General features: G+C 35.0%; 15 protein-coding genes and 1 riboswitch. Of the genes, 3 read left to right on the top strand and 12 right to left on the bottom strand.

Annotation, left to right across the window (positions count from 1 at the left end):
• Positions 1 to 69 precede the first annotated feature (69 nt).
• Positions 70 to 174: riboswitch (SAM riboswitch) on the bottom strand.
• A 323-nt stretch (positions 175 to 497) separates the two neighbouring features.
• Positions 498 to 1,733 (top strand): chloride channel protein, encoded by a 1,236-nt coding sequence (locus tag U860_RS0100460; protein ID WP_025146993.1) that lies wholly within the window; start codon positions 498 to 500, stop codon positions 1,731 to 1,733.
• 43 nt (positions 1,734 to 1,776) lie between these two features.
• Here the strand turns inward: U860_RS0100460 and U860_RS0100455 are convergent, their stop codons facing one another.
• The gene (locus tag U860_RS0100455; RefSeq protein ID WP_025146992.1) at positions 1,777 to 2,472 is read right to left on the bottom strand and encodes a YjjG family noncanonical pyrimidine nucleotidase; all 696 of its coding nucleotides are present in this window, start codon (positions 2,470 to 2,472) and stop codon (positions 1,777 to 1,779) included.
• A gap of 106 nt (positions 2,473 to 2,578) precedes the next feature.
• On the opposite strand from U860_RS0100455, the gene U860_RS0100450 reads away from it, so the two are divergent.
• Complete coding sequence (locus U860_RS0100450; protein WP_025146991.1) at positions 2,579 to 3,250, top strand: transcriptional regulator YeiL; 672 nt, start codon at positions 2,579 to 2,581, stop codon at positions 3,248 to 3,250.
• A 58-nt stretch (positions 3,251 to 3,308) separates the two neighbouring features.
• On the opposite strand, the gene U860_RS0100445 is transcribed toward U860_RS0100450, so the two are convergent.
• The 3 genes from U860_RS0100445 to U860_RS0100435 all read right to left on the bottom strand — a co-directional run bounded on the left by U860_RS0100445 (position 3,309) and on the right by U860_RS0100435 (position 6,368).
• Complete coding sequence (locus U860_RS0100445; RefSeq protein ID WP_025146990.1) at positions 3,309 to 3,935, bottom strand: FMN-dependent NADH-azoreductase; 627 nt, start codon at positions 3,933 to 3,935, stop codon at positions 3,309 to 3,311.
• 193 nt (positions 3,936 to 4,128) lie between these two features.
• Positions 4,129 to 4,776: a response regulator transcription factor gene (locus U860_RS0100440; RefSeq protein ID WP_025146989.1), complete on the bottom strand. Its 648-nt coding sequence runs from the start codon at positions 4,774 to 4,776 to the stop codon at positions 4,129 to 4,131.
• A gap of 20 nt (positions 4,777 to 4,796) precedes the next feature.
• Complete coding sequence (locus U860_RS0100435) at positions 4,797 to 6,368, bottom strand: GAF domain-containing sensor histidine kinase (protein WP_025146988.1); 1,572 nt, start codon at positions 6,366 to 6,368, stop codon at positions 4,797 to 4,799.
• 134 nt (positions 6,369 to 6,502) lie between these two features.
• Between U860_RS0100435 and pdxK the strand changes: the two genes are divergently transcribed.
• On the top strand, positions 6,503 to 7,327 hold the full coding sequence (pdxK, locus tag U860_RS0100430; RefSeq protein ID WP_002174443.1) for a pyridoxine/pyridoxal/pyridoxamine kinase: 825 nt from the start codon (positions 6,503 to 6,505) through the stop codon (positions 7,325 to 7,327).
• 120 nt (positions 7,328 to 7,447) lie between these two features.
• Here the strand turns inward: pdxK and U860_RS0100425 are convergent, their stop codons facing one another.
• The 8 genes from U860_RS0100425 to U860_RS0100390 all read right to left on the bottom strand — a co-directional run bounded on the left by U860_RS0100425 (position 7,448) and on the right by U860_RS0100390 (position 16,673).
• A complete protein-coding gene (locus U860_RS0100425) occupies positions 7,448 to 8,503 on the bottom strand; it encodes a diguanylate cyclase (protein ID WP_025146987.1) in 1,056 nt (351 codons plus the stop codon).
• 146 nt (positions 8,504 to 8,649) lie between these two features.
• Entirely contained in the window at positions 8,650 to 8,853 is a 204-nt protein-coding gene (locus tag U860_RS0100420) for a YbdD/YjiX family protein (RefSeq protein ID WP_025146986.1), read from the bottom strand.
• Positions 8,846 to 10,921: a carbon starvation protein CstA gene (gene cstA / locus U860_RS0100415; protein WP_025146985.1), complete on the bottom strand. Its 2,076-nt coding sequence runs from the start codon at positions 10,919 to 10,921 to the stop codon at positions 8,846 to 8,848. The genes U860_RS0100420 and cstA overlap by 8 nt, the downstream gene beginning before the upstream one ends.
• 122 nt (positions 10,922 to 11,043) lie before the next feature.
• Positions 11,044 to 11,760, bottom strand: coding sequence for a LytTR family DNA-binding domain-containing protein (locus tag U860_RS0100410; protein ID WP_002174447.1), 717 nt, complete (start codon positions 11,758 to 11,760; stop codon positions 11,044 to 11,046).
• A 140-nt stretch (positions 11,761 to 11,900) separates the two neighbouring features.
• Positions 11,901 to 13,100, bottom strand: a complete 1,200-nt coding sequence (locus U860_RS0100405; RefSeq protein ID WP_025146984.1) for an MFS transporter — start codon at positions 13,098 to 13,100, stop codon at positions 11,901 to 11,903.
• 154 nt (positions 13,101 to 13,254) lie between these two features.
• Positions 13,255 to 13,995: a WecB/TagA/CpsF family glycosyltransferase gene (locus U860_RS0100400; protein WP_025146983.1), complete on the bottom strand. Its 741-nt coding sequence runs from the start codon at positions 13,993 to 13,995 to the stop codon at positions 13,255 to 13,257.
• Between the two features lie 21 nt (positions 13,996 to 14,016).
• Positions 14,017 to 15,126, bottom strand: coding sequence for a glycosyltransferase family 4 protein (locus U860_RS0100395; RefSeq protein ID WP_025146982.1), 1,110 nt, complete (start codon positions 15,124 to 15,126; stop codon positions 14,017 to 14,019).
• A 95-nt stretch (positions 15,127 to 15,221) separates the two neighbouring features.
• On the bottom strand, positions 15,222 to 16,673 hold the full coding sequence (locus U860_RS0100390; protein WP_025146981.1) for an O-antigen ligase family protein: 1,452 nt from the start codon (positions 16,671 to 16,673) through the stop codon (positions 15,222 to 15,224).
• Positions 16,674 to 17,081 lie beyond the last annotated feature (408 nt).

The raw sequence follows: 17,081 nt of genomic DNA, 5'->3' as shown, positions 1-17,081 counted from the left end.
AAAAATAAAAAACTGCCCCTTTCCTGAAAACAAGAAAGGAGCAGTTTGAAAACACGCTCTAAAGGCTCTTTCTTATCTCTCAGGATTATTACCTGCAGGATTTGGCACAATTCCGTTATACGGCTGTTGCCAAGGTTTCATCGGGCCTGTCCCTCCACCTTTTCTTGATAAGACTATGCAATTACCGTTGATTTTATAGCAATAATTTCCTAATGTCAAATAGTTTTTCTGAATGTTCTAAATTAAATGTCAGGAATTTAATATAAACAACAAAAGAAATATATTCCATGTTTATATGAAAAATACCTTTCAAAAACTCGAATCACTATATACACTTAAATAAGTGCTTTAACCGTGCAGATTTCAAATTCTCATGAAATCGCAATGTATAAATTGAATAAGCGGACCTCTCAAAAAGATACTATATATATTCAATTCATTTCATACTAGCATATCTAACCCCTTCCATATCAAAACTTACATAACGGAGGTATAACATGACAAATAAAAAGGACATGAACTATATACTCGTCCTATACGGCATTCTTCTAGGCTCTATAGTAGGAGCTACAGTCTGGCTATTTTTAGTTACAATAAATTTCGGAATCCACTTTATTTGGGACTACTTACCTAAAGTATTTTCTTCTCCCCCTTATTACACCATTTGTGTAACAATAATCGGCGGTATTCTCGTGGGTTTAACACAAAAATACTTCGGTACATATCCACGTCTTATGCCGGAAGTAATGGCTGAATATAAAAAAACAGGTAGAATTGAATACCGTTTTGTACATAAAGCTACTTTAACTGCGATTATCGTTTTAATATTTGGAGCTAGTCTAGGTCCGGAAGCAGCGCTTGTTGGAATTATCGGTGGACTTTGCACATGGGTAGGGGATCGCTTTAAATTCGCTTTAAAGGGAATGAATGAACTAACAGAGGTTGGAATTGGTGCTACTTTAAGTGTCATTTTCAATGCACCATTATTCGGTTATTTAGCTCCGAATGAGAATGAGAGTGAAGATGAACAAATTGCTGAGTTTTCTAAGAGAAAAAAAGCAATCGTATATTTAGCTACCACTTTTGCCGGATTTTCCGTTTATTTATTGCTTAGTAAATTAGATAATCGTGGATCTTTTATTGTTAATTTTGGAGAAGGCTCTCTTTCTCTCAATGAATGGATCGCCTTTCTACCACTTGCAAGTATCGGTGCCATGGTCGGTTTCCTTTATTTCAAATTAGAGTTTACATTAGAGAAAGTAATTCATCCTTTCCGAGAATACAAACTATCACTTGGAATTATCGGTGGTATTTTATTAGGAATTGTAGGAACAGTTCTCCCATATACATTATTCTCAGGGGAACATCAGTTAAAAGATTTAGTCGTCGAATGGAGCCATTTATCTTTTTGGGTATTACTTCTTTCAGGGGTTTTAAAATTATGTATTACTGCCGTTTGTTTAAATACGGGGTGGCGCGGCGGACATATTTTCCCCATTATATTTGCTGGATCAAGTATTGGATATGCTATAGCTTCTATTGCCCCTATAGATCCAATAGCTTCTGTAGCCATCGTAACGACAGCTATTTCAAGCTATGCATTAAGAAAACCAATAGCTATAACATTACTATTACTCATGTTTTTCCCGCTCAATTTATTATTACCAATGCTCGGGGCGGCGGCCATTGGTAATGCATTTCCGCTTCCTAAACATAATGAAGCTACAAACTAATATAAATAGGCAGTGGGGACAAAATCTTCACTGCCTATTTATATTACACAAGCTTCTTTAATAGTGCGTATAACTCTTCAAAATTATGTACCTCATACGTTGGCACAATCCCATTTTCATTTGATTTCTTTTCTGGATTAAACCAACAAGTATCGATTCCCGCTAAATATCCGCCTTTAATATCGGCACTTAACGAATCCCCAATAATAAGTCCTTCTTCAGAAACGAAATTAGGAATGCGTTCAAAAACATAATCAAAATACTCTTTCATTGGCTTTTGGAAGCCCGTATCTTCAGAAACGAAAATATCTTTAAATTTTGAATGTATTCCTGCATTACGCAGACGCTTATCTTGTGTTTTTGAAGCACCATTCGTCACGATATATAAATCATACTCACTTTGAATATTTTGTATAAATTCAAAGGCCCCTTGTATAAGTTGATTACCTTCTTCTAAATAACTACGATAATTATTTTCAAATAATATCCCATCTACTTCTTGACCATACTCTTTAAACAAAATCGAAAACCGTGTATTTACGACTTCATCACGGTTTATTTCGCCCTCTTCAAAAGCATCCCAAAGACTTTTATTAATTTTTTTATAATGCGCTTCAACCTCGCTAGTTAGAGGAATCCCTTTCTCTTCAAAAAGCATACGTAATGCCACTTTCTCCGCCTTCTGGAAATCTAACAATGTATCATCTACATCAAACAACAATGTTTTATATTTTTTCATAAGCCCTTCACACTCTCTTTTCTACAAAAACAAATTTAAATAAATCGTATCATTCTTTCTTGTAAAAATAATAGGAGATATCTCATACTAAATATGAGGTGAAAACATGAAAATCAGCAAAAATAGCGAAGAAATCTCTCATTACATGCAAACTTACAACTTCCACACTCTTTTTTCTTTTGATGTCTTACCGTATACCGAACTACATTCCTTTCAAAAGAAAGAAAGGATATGTAATGAAGGAGCTGATTTCCCTTATCTTTATTACTTAATTTCTGGGAAAGCGAAAATATATATGAGTCACAAAAACGGGAGGGTCTCCTTAATTAACTTTATTCAAGCACCTTCGTTCATTGGGGAATTAGGCTTAATTGGCGTAGAATCCGTTACGAAAGCGGTTGAGGTAATCGACGATTGTATTTGCTTAGCCCTTCCTCTTAAAAATTGTCAGCATCTTTTATTGCAAGATGCTACCTTTTTACAGAAACTATGCAAATTTATTGGCGAAAAAACAATTACCCGAACAGAAAGTTACGCCAAAAACTATAGTTATCCGTTCGAAAATCGATTAGCTGCGTTTATTCTATTAACGGAACAAAATAATTGCTATACCGAAAAACATACCGAGGCCTCAGAATACTTAAACGTCAGTTACCGGCATCTTCTATACGTATTAAACCAGTTTTGCCAGCAAAATTATTTAAAAAAAGACGGGCGCGCCTATTACATACACGATCGAATTCAATTAAAAAAACTTGCTAATGAACTTAAAGCATAAAAAACAGCATTAACGTTTATGTTAATGCTGTTTTTTCGAGTGACGATTATAATTTTAATTAAAATTTACTTGCTACTTTAGCTGCTTCTTCAAGACCTGTTGTAATAATCTCTTCTGCTTTATCTGGGAATTGGTTATGTCCTTCAATAACTACTGTTTCCATGTTTGTTGCACCGAAGAAGCCCATCATGCTTGCTACATATTTAACAGCCATTTCTACTTCAGCTGCTGGTCCTTCAGAATATACGCCGCCACGTGCATTTAATAACGCAATTTTCTTATCTCCAATAAGTCCAACTGGACCTTCTGGTGTATATTTAAACGTTTTACCAGCACGGTTTAAATAATCAATATACGTGTGTAATACTGCTGGAATCGTTAAGTTCCATAATGGGAAACCGAAAACTACTTTATCAGCTTCTAAGAATTGATTTAAATACTTATCAGCAACTGCTACCGCTTTTACTTCTTCGTCTGTTAAATCAAATCCTTTACCAGCTTTGAATGTACCATTAATCATATCTACGCCTACATATGGTAATTCTTCTTTATATAAATCAAGTTCTACTACTGTATCATTTGGATGTGCTTCTTTATAGCTTGCTAAAAATGCCTCATATAATTTCACACTAACTGCTTGGTCCGCTGGGCGGTTGTTTGCTTTTACAAATAAAACTGTTGCCATGATTCTTCTCCTCCTACTACTCACTCTTACGTTGTTATATATTACTTACGAAAAAGGGTTACTCCCTTGTAATTGTTGTTGCTTACAAATACATTTTATCTTTATATCAAGACAATTTCGTCCTCACATAGACGTATTTTTCCATAAAAAAAGTCCACCTTCTAAAGGCGAACTAGGTCTTACGACTTTAGTCTTATACAATTCCGTTTTTCACTGCATATAATGCTGCTTGTGTGCGATCGGATAAATTTAACTTACTCAAAATACTACTTACATGAGCTTTAACCGTTTTTTCAGTAATAACTAAAACCGAAGCGATTTCTTTATTACTCATCCCTTTCGCTAATAGCTGCAATACTTCATTTTCCCTTGCCGTTAGTACATCTACATGAACGAAAGATTCTTCCTCTTTCTCTTCTTGAGGTAATGTTTGAGAGAGAAGAGCATTTGCTATATCGGGATGTAATTGAATGTTACCTTTATACGCACTTCGAATAGCTTCAACAAGCTGATCTGGTTCTACATCTTTTAAAATATAGCCACTTGCCCCAGCTTTTAATGCTGGCAATACATGTGCTTGATCCGAAAAACTAGTTAATACAATTACTTTCACATTTGGATATTCTTTTTTAATACAAGCCGTCGCCTCAATCCCATCCATCTCAGGCATATATAAATCCATTAATACGACATCTGGATTCGTTTCGCCTACTTTCACTAACGCCTCTTTTCCATTATTCGCTTCCCCAACTAATTCAAAATCTTCCTGCGTACTTAGAAAAAATGCTAATCCTTTTAAAACAACTGTATGATCATCAACTAACAATACTTTTATTTTCACAAACTTCCCTCATTTTCACATCATAATGGTACATTTACTTTTACACTCGTCCGTTTTTTGCTGCTTACAATTTTAATCGTTCCACCAACTAACTCTACTCTTTCACGCATCGTAGTCATACCAAGCGATTTCTTCTCTTTTACATCCTCTTCTACAAATCCATTTCCTTGATCGACTATTTCTAATGATACATTCTTCCCCGTCACTTTGAAATAAATTGTCGCTTCTCTTACATTCGCATGCTTACTTACGTTATTTAAAGCTTCTTGTCCAATTCGCCATAGTGCTTCTTCTACTACACGCGGCAAATCACGCACACCTGTAACTTGTTCCCGAATTTTTAATCCTAAACTTTCACCGTAGTGCTTTAAAGCTGGCAATAATCCTTTCTCTAGTCCCGCTGGACGAAGTTGCCAAATTAATGTCCTCATTTCTTTTAAGGCACCTTGTGCTAATCCACGCATCTCATACAAAGACTGATCTACCTTTTCATTTTGCCCCTTTAAAACAGCTTCAGCGCCTTTCGTCATAAAGGTTAATGAAAACAGCTTTTGTGAAACAGAATCGTGTAAATCTCTAGCTAAACGATTACGTTCTTCCATTCGTACAAGTTCGCGGCGCTTCTCATTTAACCTCAAGTTCTCTATCATTAATGAAATATGATTTGCTAACGCTTGTACAACATCTATCGTATTTATATCAAATTCCCCATTATTAGAACTTACACTTAGCACGCCAAATATATGATTTTGAATATGTATTGGAATAGCAATAACTGCCCTATTAGGATGTACTATATTACCAACCTGACGCTTCAGCAAGACAGACTCCTCTTTTTCCAATGCTTCCCGTGCTGACGCCGTCAAATCATCTTGTAGTTCACCCGTCTTATAAGAAGCTCTCACAGTTAGTTCATTTTCTTCTCTAATAAAGAATACGACTTGCTCCCATAGAAATAAACTCCCTACCTGCTTTACAACTTCCTCAGGTAATTTATTAAATTTATGAATCGCTCTTAAAGCTTGAATAAAGCGTTCTAACTTTACATAATAATGAGCTCTTCTCTTTTCATTTTCATACAATTTTGTGCGCTTTAAAGCTGTTCCAATTTGAAATGCAACTGATTGTAATAGTACTAATTCTTCTTCAGAAAAATGTGTTTTACCTGGGCTAGCCACATTTAATACGCCAAATTCGTCTTCACCTGCTTTTAGCGGTACAGTCGCATGATGTACAATCCCTTCTGTATCTCCCCAGTTGTATTCAATTGCATTATTTATTCTCTTACATTCAATAATATTAACCGCTCGCTCTAATTTCCCTTCCACAAAGCTGTGTAGGCACCAACAATTCCCTTCGCACATCGGTCGTTTATTTTCGAATTTCAGTGCCTCCGGTAAGTGGTAATCAATTAACTTCGTATATCTACCGTTTTCATCCGCAAGAAAAATCCACCCTGTTGTTAAACCAGTTACATTTAATAATTTTTCCAGCACAGCCTGAAGTACGTGATATGTATCATTTGAGGTATTCAACGTTTCTGCAATCTCTTTTAATATAACTAATTCATTTGTACGATTCTCTTGAAACATCCTTCGTCTCCTACATACAAGATTTTAAATAGTACTTAACATAAATCATCTACTTTTCACTTTGTACTTATTCGTAACATTGATATAATAGTGAAAACGTAGTTTTCATTATATCACCTAAGGGGGCTTTCCTAATGACATTAAACAAAGCACTTACAATCGCTGGTTCTGATACAAGTGGCGGTGCTGGTATACAAGCAGATTTAAAAACATTCCAAGAACTTGGCGTATACGGAATGACATCTCTTACGACAATTGTAACAATGGATCCACATAACGGTTGGGCACATAACGTATTCCCAATCCCAGCTTCTACATTAAAACCACAATTAGAAACAACAATTGAAGGCGTTGGCGTAGATGCTTTAAAAACAGGTATGCTTGGATCGGTAGAAATTATTGAAATGGTTGCGAAAACAATTGAAAAGCACAATTTCAAAAATGTAGTAGTTGATCCTGTTATGGTATGTAAAGGGGCAGATGAAGCGTTACATCCTGAAACAAATGACTGCTTACGTGACGTTCTTGTTCCAAAAGCATTAGTTGTTACTCCAAACTTATTTGAAGCGTATCAATTAAGTGGTGTGAAAATTAATTCTCTTGAGGACATGAAAGAAGCTGCAAAGAAAATCCATGCTTTAGGTGCTAAATACGTACTAATTAAAGGTGGTAGCAAATTAGGTACAGAAACTGCTATTGATGTGTTATATGACGGCGAAACATTCGATCTTCTAGAATCTGAAAAGATTGATACGACAAATACACACGGCGCAGGTTGTACATATTCTGCTGCAATTACAGCAGAACTTGCAAAAGGAAAAACTGTGAAAGAAGCAGTCAAAACTGCAAAAGAATTCATCACAGCTGCAATTCGTCATTCATTCAAAATTAACGAATATGTAGGACCAACACATCACGGTGCATACCGCAAATTCGTTGCACCGAAAGAACTTGTCTAAATAAAGCTACCCATTAATAGCTTTAAAAGTATATTAAAACCCACAGGGAATTTATTCTCCCTGTGGGTTTTAATCATTTACAAGGGTATTTGAGAGAAACCAACTTCTCTCCCCTCATCCTTATGATGCTGCACTAACCTTATTTCTACCATTTCTTTTTGAATAGTATAATGCGTCATCAGCTAATTGAATAAATTGCTCGGGTGATTTTTCATACTCCGAAACCCCAACTGAAACTGTAATTTTAATTTCTTCCCCACTTAACAATTGGAAGGAATATCTTTCAACAGCTAGACGAATTTGTTCCCCTATACGAGTTCCATATGCCAACCCCTTTTTTGGTAATAACAGGGCAAACTCCTCGCCACCCTTTCGAAAAACCAAGTTTGAGAATGGTGCATTCTCTAGTAAAATATACCCCACTTTTTTTAATACCTCATCCCCAGCCGGATGACCATACGTATCATTTACATACTTAAAGTGATCAATATCAATAAGTAATAAACAAAGCAAATCATTTTTCATATGTTTGTTACCAATATGACGATTCATCTCTAAATCAAATTGTCTTACATTTCCTAGACCTGTTAATGCGTCCATCGTTGCATACTGCTTCATCGTTTGAAATAATTCATTCGATTGCAATACGTAGCTTGCACTTACAAATGTGATGTATGCCGCAACAATACTACAAACTAAATATAATACCACTACGAATATATCCTTAAATAAAATAGAAAGTGGTATTGTTAAAATAGACAAACTGTACACATTAAACCATACCCATTTTGTGAATATAGAAACTTTCATCCGCCAAATGAAGATAATACCAATCCCTATTGCCACGATAGTATAGCAAGCCAATTCAGAGGCTAAAGAGTACTCAGTAAAAAATAGCCGAGTGATTAAAATAATAGTAACTGTTATACTACTGGCTATCGGACCTCCAATTATAATTGCCAAAATAACAGCTAAATAACGTAAATCCAACATAATATCTTCAATATGTACGCCAAAATGCATCAATAATATACTTAGTATTCCAGTAAAAATACCGGCCACACATTTCTGTCCAAAAGAGAATTCCTCTTTTAATGACTTATCTCTTAAAAGCTGACCACCTACAAAGATAAAGGAAAGAATAATTGTCATATTTACAAATAGATCTCTGAACATAAAATAATCTCCCTACTTTTTCTTTTCCATCTATCCCCTTCTATATTTTATTGTATTACGAAATCCCTATAATTCCCAAAGTTTTTTATTTTGTTGTTCCACGTGGAACAACAAAATAAAAAAGGGACGAAATTTCGCCCCTTCCATTAACAACATCGTGATATTTTTCCGCCTTTTGCATTAAATCTAGCTTCTTGTGCCTCAGCAAAAAATTGTTTTTGACAAAGAATTTCCTCTTCTGGATGATGTACTTTCATATGATTTACATATGTTTCATAACTTGGAACTCCGACAAGTAAACTAATAAATTGTTTTCTCTTTCCCCATACCTCCTGTAATCTTTTAAGCATAGTTCCTCGACTCACTTTCATCTCTAGGAATATATGGTGCCTCTTTTAACGGCATTGGCTTATTTCTTAATACTTGAATCCAAATTCGAAGTGCAGAAATTAATACTGCAATTACAACTATCATAAAAATCCCACAAAGCGTTGCATCAATATAGTCATTAAAAATAATTTGTTTCATTTGCGCAACGTTTTTAGCTGGAGCTAATACCTTCCCATCATCTAATGCTCCTTGGAACACTTTCGCATGGGATAGAAACCCTATTTTAGGATTTTCATGAAATAACTTTTGATAACCAGCTGTCATCGTTACAATCAGTAATCCTACAGTCGGAATAAGCGTTACCCAAACGTATGCCTTTTTCCCCATTTTGAATAAAATTGTCGTTCCAAGTAATAATGCAATCCCCGCTAACATTTGATTTGCAATACCGAAAAGTGGCCATAGCGTATTAATTCCACCGAGAGGATCGACTACCCCTTGGTATAAGAAGTACCCCCAGCCTAGTACGCATAGCGTTGTAGCAATCACATTCGCTAATGTAGAATCTGTTTTCGCAAACGGCTTATATACATGGCCTAAAATATCTTGAATCATAAATCGACCTACACGTGTTCCGGCATCAATCGTTGTTAAAATAAATAGTGCTTCAAAAAGAATAGCAAAATGATACCAAAATGCCATCATCGCCGTTCCACCTATTACTTGTGAAAATATATGCGCCATACCAATTGCTAATGTTGGTGCGCCACCTGTACGTGATAAAATGGTCTGTTCTCCGACGTTAACAGCAAGTTCTTTTAATTCATTCGGTGTAATAGCAAATCCCCAGGAAGAAATAACTTGAGCTGCTTGTGATACATCTGTTCCGATTAGTGCCGCTGGACTATTGATTGCAAAATAAGTTCCTGGTGTTAATACACAAGCTGCAATCATAGCCATCGCTGCTACAAATGATTCCATTAACATTGCCCCATAACCAATTGGTTGTGCATGACCTTCTTGCTCAATCATTTTCGGCGTCGTACCTGATGAAACGAGAGCATGGAATCCAGAGACAGCACCGCAAGCTATTGTAATAAATAAGAACGGAAATAAATTCCCAGAGAAAACAGGGCCTGTTCCATCAATAAATTGAGATACTGCCGGCATCTTCAAATCTGGAGCTACAATTAAAATACCAATTGCTAATCCAACAATCGTTCCTACTTTTAAAAATGTACTTAAATAATCACGTGGTGCAAGGAGCATCCAAACTGGTAATGCCGATGCAATGAATCCATATACAATAAGCATAATAGCAATTGTTTCACCACTAAAAGTAAACATACTTGCAAGCGTTGGATTTTCTGCTACATATTGCCCGCCAATAAGAGATAGTACTAGTAGAACAATACCAATTACTGATCCTTCCCCTACTCGTCCTGGTCTAATGTAACGCATGTAAACTCCCATTAAAATAGCAATTGGAATCGTTGCTGCGATTGTAAACATTCCCCATGGGCTTCCAACAAGTGCCTTCACAACTACTAAAGCTAATACTGCTAATAAAATTATCATAATACCCAAAATACCAATCATTGCAATTAACCCTGTAACAGGACCAATCTCATCTTTAATCATTTCCCCTAATGATTTACCATTACGTCTCATTGAAGCAAATAAAATTACAAAATCTTGTACAGCTCCAGCGATAACTACCCCAACAATAATCCAAATTGTCCCAGGTAAATATCCCATCTGCGCCGCCAAAATTGGTCCTACTAAAGGACCTGCCCCAGCAATCGCTGCAAAGTGATGTCCGAATAAAACCCATTTATTTGTCGGAACATAATCCTTCCCATCATTTAACGTATGAGCAGGTGTTTGCCTATTATTATCTAGGCCAAAAACTTTTCTTGCTATAAATCTACTATAAAAGCGATAAGCAATCGCATACACTGATACAGCAGCAACTAATAGCCATACAGCATTAATTGTCTCACCTTGCGATAAAGCTATTACACCAAAAGCAGATGCTCCTAGTGCTGCAATTACTCCCCAAAGTAAAATTGATTTCAATGTTTTCACATACAATCCCCCCATTACTACTTCTTAGAGGAGATTGTACTAAATTTTCTGAATATTTAACTTAAATCCTCCCTATCATGAAGGATTTTTAGGTTATTATGTTGAAATTCTCTCATTACTTGTCATAGCTCAATTTTATTTCGAAGTCGTTTTACATAATTGCGGCTTACTGGAATCGGTTGCTCATCATACCTGTCTAAATACAAATTATACGTGCCATTATAATAAGGTTTAAGCTCTTGTACATATGACATGTTAATTAAATAGCTTTTATGTACACGTAAAAAATCATATGCATTTAGTTTATTTTCTAATTCCTGGAGTGTGTAAGTTGAAATATACTGATTATTCGTTGTATAAATTGAAACTGTTTTATTTTCCTTATTTTTACTTACATACACAATATCTTCTGGGAAAATATATCTAATCCCCTCATGACCTTCTATCGGCAATTTACGCAAATGACTCTTTGCCTTCTCAACTTGTTCTTTCCCCATTTTATATAAAATGAATTGTAAATCTTCTTCACGAAATGGTCGTAATAAATAATAAAACGCTTGGAAACGAAAAGCTGTAATTGCCTCTTCTATATCCTCACCAATAAAAATAAATTTCGTATAACAATTTACTTCTCGTAATAAACTCGAGTATTCAAAACCAGTACCATCTATTAATTGCGAATTTAAAAAAACAAAATCAGGTGTATGTTTTTTCATTATTAGCAAAGATTCTGTTCCAGTTTTCGCTTCAAAACATTCTACATTTCGAATATTCTCAGTAAAGTTCTCAACTAATTTTCTTCGCTCTTCTGTCTCTTCCATGATAAGTAAAATTTTCATTTATCCAACCACCTAATTCCTTTGTCCATATGTCCTGTTGTATACATTCGCTTTAGTAAGAAACAATCCCTTTTTCTTACTATACCATTATTTATCTAAAAAAACAGAAAAAAGGAAACCACTTTGGTTTCCCTTTTCTTTTATGCCAATTCCCTCTGTTTCGTTTCTTGACCAAGTATAACTACAGCAAGTGCCCCAATTAAAATTGATCCACAAAAAATCGTAAATATTAGCGAGAGCGAAGCTTGTGAAGCAACTAAATAACCTACTAATAACGGGCCAAGAATACCACCAATACGCCCGAATGCTGCTGCCATTCCTGCACCTGTACCGCGAATAACCGTTGGATACTGTTCAGGTGTATAAGCATATAAGGCACCCCACGCACCTAAATTAAAGAAGGATAGTAACATACCAGCTACTATTAATGCTGTTAATGAATCCGCGATCCCGAACACATACGCACTACATGCTGTACCAATTAAATACGTAACCAATACAAATTTACGACCAAGGCGTTCAATAAACCATGCAGCTGTAAAATATCCTGGAAGTTGGGCTAAAGTCATAATGAGTACGTACTGAAAACTTTTTATTAAACTAAAGCCTTTCAATACCATTACACTAGGTAACCAAAGGAACATGCCATAATAGGAAAAGACAACACAAAACCATAGGATCCATAACATAATTGTTGCCTTACGATATTCTCCAGACCAAACCGATTTTATATTTTCAATAACAGATGGCCTTTTTTCAACCTTTTCAAATCGCGGGGAATCGGGTAAATTCCATCTTAAATATAAAGCATATAACGCTGGAACTGCACTTAATACCATCGCAACTTCCCATCCATATTTAGGAATAACAAAATACGAGATAAGAGCTGCGATTAACCAGCCACCAGCCCAGAAACTTTCTAATAGTACAACTATTTTTCCACGTTCGTGCGCTTCAACACTCTCCGATACAAGAGTAGATGCAACTGGAAGTTCTCCGCCAAGTCCCATACCAATTAAAAAGCGTAAAATAAGAAACATCGCGAGTGTCGTCGTTAAAGCTGTTAAACCACTACCGATAGAAAATAGTAATAATGTAATGATAAAGACTGATTTCCGTCCTATTTTATCTGATAGTATCCCAAAAACGAGCGCCCCTACAGCCATACCAATTGAGTTAATACTCCCTATCCAACCCATCTCTTGAGTACTTAATCCCCAATCTTTTTGTAATGCCACAATTACAAACGAAAGCATTCCAACGTCCATTGCGTCAAATAGCCAGCCAAGCCCTGCTATACCAAGTAGCTTTCGCTTTGAAATTTCTTTTACCTTACCCACAAGAGGTCCTCCTTACACAGCTGTCTTTACACATCATTTTACATGTGTGAATTGTATAAGTAAAATACTTTCGCGTAAAAAATTCTCCTTCATCATTCCCAAAAAATAAAATGTTTATCAAAAATGAACAAATAAAAAAAGTAGCGATGTTCCGCTACTTTTTTAAACGCATTACTTCTTTTAAAAATTCCGCTAATACTAACTGACGGCGCCAACGTGTTGGATTGCTACATAATCTATAAAACCACTCTAAATGAATAGCTTGAATCCATTTTGGGGCACGTTTTACCTCTCCTGCCCATACATCTAAACTACCGCCTACTCCAACAGCCATTTTCGTTTCTAAACGATGCTTATTGTTTTGGATAAAGTTTTCTTGTCTTGGGAATCCAAGCGCAACAAGTAATAGGTCTGGTTTTGCCTCTTGAATACGTGAAACAATATTCTCTTCTTCTTCTTGTTTAAAATATCCATCTTGTATACCCACAATAGATACAGCCGAATATGTCTTCGTTAAATGATCAGCTGCAGCTTGTACAACATGTGGTTTTGCACCTAATAAGAAAACAGATACTGATTTCTTATCTTCTGATAACTTTGCAAATAAATTGCTCATTAAATCAAATCCAGCCACACGCTCTTTTAATGGTGTGCCAAGCATACCACTTGCTTTTACAACCCCAATACCATCAGGTGTAATTAAGTCTGTATTTAATAATGTTTTATGGAACTTTTCGTCCTTTTTTGCGCACATAACAATTTCAGGATTTGCTGTTACCACCTGAAAAGTATGAGCTTGCTCTAATTCTAGTTGCTTCTTTAAATATTGGATCGTTTCATCCATTGTCATTGTAGAGAAAGGAACGCCTAGAATATCAACTGTTTGTACTGCCATAATTAACTATCCTCTCTATTATTAAAGGTTTTTCGCTATTAATTGCTTATACGTTTCTTTCGTATCTTCATATAATTTGTGTAGTGAGAAGTTCATTGTAGCGTGTTCGTAAATATGTTTTCCCATCACAGCTAGTTCTCCTGTTTTCCACTTGTCATAAGCTTCCTCTAGTGCCTCTGCTAATGCTTTACCATTACCGGTTGGTACAATCCATCCATATGTTTCATCTACAATTAGCGGTTCGATTTCTCCCGCTCTCGTCACGATAGATGGAACACGTTGATTTGCCGCTTCTAATAGGACTAATGGGAACCCTTCACTATGCGATGTTAATAAATTTATATGTGATGATGCAAATAATTGTTTTACATCTTGACGATGTCCTAAAAACTCAACTTTATCATTAATCCCTTTTTCAGTAGCTAGCGCCTTCAGCTCATTTTCTAACGGACCATCACCAACTAATAGTACTTTAATTTTCGTCAATTTCGTCTGCTTCAATGCATCGAATAAAACTTCATGTCCTTTAACAGGATGCAAGCGTGCCACTTGAATTGCGGTAAACACATCTTCATCAATATTAAACATTTCCTGTTTATTATAACCTTGTGCTTTTTCCTTATCATATTCAATCCCATTATAAATAACATGCATCTTTTCATTTGAAATGCCTAATGCCGCTAAGCTTTTTTTCAATCTATTCGTTACAACAAAAAATAAATCTATATTTTTTAAAGCCTTTAAGTTTAATTTGGTAAAAATCCAACCCTTTAAGCCTTGTTTAGTAAAGTCTTGAAATGGATCACTATGAATTGTCGTTACCCATTTTGCCTCGATTTTCTTTTTCATTAGAGAAACATAGAAATTCGCCCTAGGACCGTGTGTATGAACTACATCAAATTTTTCTTTATTAATGAAGTTACTTATGTTCTTTAAAATGGATAAGTCATAGCGAGATTTTTGTGAAAACACATGAACTTTTATCCCTAGCTCTCTTGCTTCTTTCGCAACAATTCCATCTTCAAATACTGCTAATTCTACTTCACCAGTTGGGAACTGATCGAGAAGTGAAATAATATGTGTTTTTCCTCCTCCATCTTCTGCTCCTGCATTCATATGCAATATCCTCATATTTTTTCCTCCTTTAAATCTTCGCTACATTTCCATCTATCTTTATTTTACTGTACTAAAAAATAAAAGCTAACAAAAGTTAGCTTTTATTTTTATCATTCAATTTCTAGATCTACAATGAGATAAGCTAACACCACTACAAAGTAAATACCAACTCCTGGTGCTGTCAAAATATGTCCTGCAATATATGCAATGCCTAGTGCTAATACTAAGCTTGCTGAAAGCATTCCATATTTTACATTAAATATTTCCTTAAATCTTGTAATAAATGCTAGTAGGATTCTTAAGCCGTAATAAATAAATGGAATCATTAGTAATGCAAAGCCAATAATTCCGAAATCATAAAACCAATCATGGAAGTCCATTTCAATTAACTTCGGATCTGGTTGCTTTTGTTCATTATACTTAAAGTTACCTGCATAACCCATTCCTAATAGCTTTTGTGACATTGGCGCTTCTTTAAAGAACTGCTTATGTCTCTCTTCATATACTTGACGTCCGCTGAAAATAAGATTTTCTTGATTTTCTTTCTTTTGCTCTTTCTCCAGCTCTTTCTTAACTTCTGCTTCTATCTTTGCCTTTTCTTCTGGCTTTTCAACTTTATGTTGTTTTTCTTCTTTTTTAATTTTCTCTTTAATTTCTTTCTCTTTTTGACCTTGCTGCGCTACATTTTGTTCTGATAAATAGTTAGTATGAATGCCCATATTTTGTGCTAATGGTGTCATTTTAAACGTTCCGGCAACACCAGCTAATAGGACGACAGCAATGAATGCATTAAGTACAAGAGACTTCTTATTTGGATTTTTTCTATCGAATAGTAATTGTAGTACGATAATCCCGATTGCTGCTGCTAACGTAGCACCAATTGAGCCCATTCCTACTTTTGTACCAACTTGAATTAACGAGTAAATCATTAAAAGCGATGGAATCCAATATAAAACATGTTTCACGCTCTTTGTTTTTTGAATAGAATATAGTACCACAATAGGGAAAATGATAGCTAAGATTGATCCTAGTTCATTACCTGCATAGAACCATCCTCGGGAACCAACTTTCATCCATTCATAACTACCAAAGTCTGTAGATGTTGAAATAGAAATAACCATAACAGCGTTAATGATTAATGTAGAATATACAATGCTATTTCTGACTTTATCACTAATATTTACTGTCTTTTTCAATGATTTTAAAGCTAAAATGTATGACCCTAGCATAATATATATATATAATGCCTTCGCAACAAACTTAACTTCTTCACTCAGTACAATAGGATTCTTAACTAGTGTATTATTAATAAATCCTATTCCTAATACTACTGCTAATAATATAAGGTAAATTAAAAACTTCCTATTTTCCTTCTCTTTCGCCTGAATTAAAATGTAAATACCACCAACAGCCATAATAAGAAATCTTACTAAAATTCCAACAGTGGCATTTGCCTTTAATAAAATGATGCTAAGAGACGTTAATAAATCTAAAACAGGCTGTAAAATAATAAAAAAGAGCAAAAAATGCTCAAATCTAACCCTAGCTTGATTTGCTAACATTCCAAGACCTCCATACAAAATCTTTACATTATCTTTTAATCATAGTTTTCTATCGTTTAAAAAACACCTAGCAATTATAACATAACTCATATTTAAATTGAGAACTATTTTTTATGCCGAAACTAGTCAAATCCAGCATTATTAGTAGTAGCAGATATTGTCCTTTAGCTATCCTTCCCTATCCCTATAAAAACTATCTAACACTCATTTACTTATTTTCGACAATATAGAAATATTTTTTTATCATTTTATACAAATGTAAAACTATTCTTTTTCTATTGTAATCCCCCTCCAACTAAGCCACAGCAAAAAACTACAAAATTAATCTCTCAGCACTTTTTTAATTTAATTTCCAAACATTTTCAAACGCTTTCTTTATGTATTTCATCCGTTTTTCTACATGTAGCG

Origin of the sequence: Bacillus sp. H1a (assembly GCF_000633475.1) — a bacterium.
In the GTDB taxonomy this organism is placed as follows: domain Bacteria; phylum Bacillota; class Bacilli; order Bacillales; family Bacillaceae_G; genus Bacillus_A; species Bacillus_A paramycoides.
The sequence above is the reverse complement of the archived record's forward strand: the minus strand, read 5'-3'. Positions and strand labels throughout refer to the sequence as shown.

Bases quoted from the DNA above. Each gene is read 5' to 3' on its own strand.
- U860_RS0100460 (WP_025146993.1), top strand. From the start codon at position 498: ATGACAAATAAAAAGGACATGAACTATATACTCGTCCTATACGGCATT.
- U860_RS0100455 (WP_025146992.1), bottom strand. From the start codon at position 2,472: ATGAAAAAATATAAAACATTGTTGTTTGATGTAGATGATACATTGTTA.
- U860_RS0100450 (WP_025146991.1), top strand. From the start codon at position 2,579: ATGAAAATCAGCAAAAATAGCGAAGAAATCTCTCATTACATGCAAACT.
- U860_RS0100445 (WP_025146990.1), bottom strand. From the start codon at position 3,935: ATGGCAACAGTTTTATTTGTAAAAGCAAACAACCGCCCAGCGGACCAA.
- U860_RS0100435 (WP_025146988.1), bottom strand. From the start codon at position 6,368: ATGTTTCAAGAGAATCGTACAAATGAATTAGTTATATTAAAAGAGATT.
- pdxK (WP_002174443.1), top strand. From the start codon at position 6,503: ATGACATTAAACAAAGCACTTACAATCGCTGGTTCTGATACAAGTGGC.
- U860_RS0100425 (WP_025146987.1), bottom strand. From the start codon at position 8,503: ATGTTCAGAGATCTATTTGTAAATATGACAATTATTCTTTCCTTTATC.
- U860_RS0100420 (WP_025146986.1), bottom strand. From the start codon at position 8,853: ATGCTTAAAAGATTACAGGAGGTATGGGGAAAGAGAAAACAATTTATT.
- U860_RS0100410 (WP_002174447.1), bottom strand. From the start codon at position 11,760: ATGAAAATTTTACTTATCATGGAAGAGACAGAAGAGCGAAGAAAATTA.
- U860_RS0100400 (WP_025146983.1), bottom strand. From the start codon at position 13,995: ATGGCAGTACAAACAGTTGATATTCTAGGCGTTCCTTTCTCTACAATG.
- U860_RS0100395 (WP_025146982.1), bottom strand. From the start codon at position 15,126: ATGAGGATATTGCATATGAATGCAGGAGCAGAAGATGGAGGAGGAAAA.
- U860_RS0100390 (WP_025146981.1), bottom strand. From the start codon at position 16,673: ATGTTAGCAAATCAAGCTAGGGTTAGATTTGAGCATTTTTTGCTCTTT.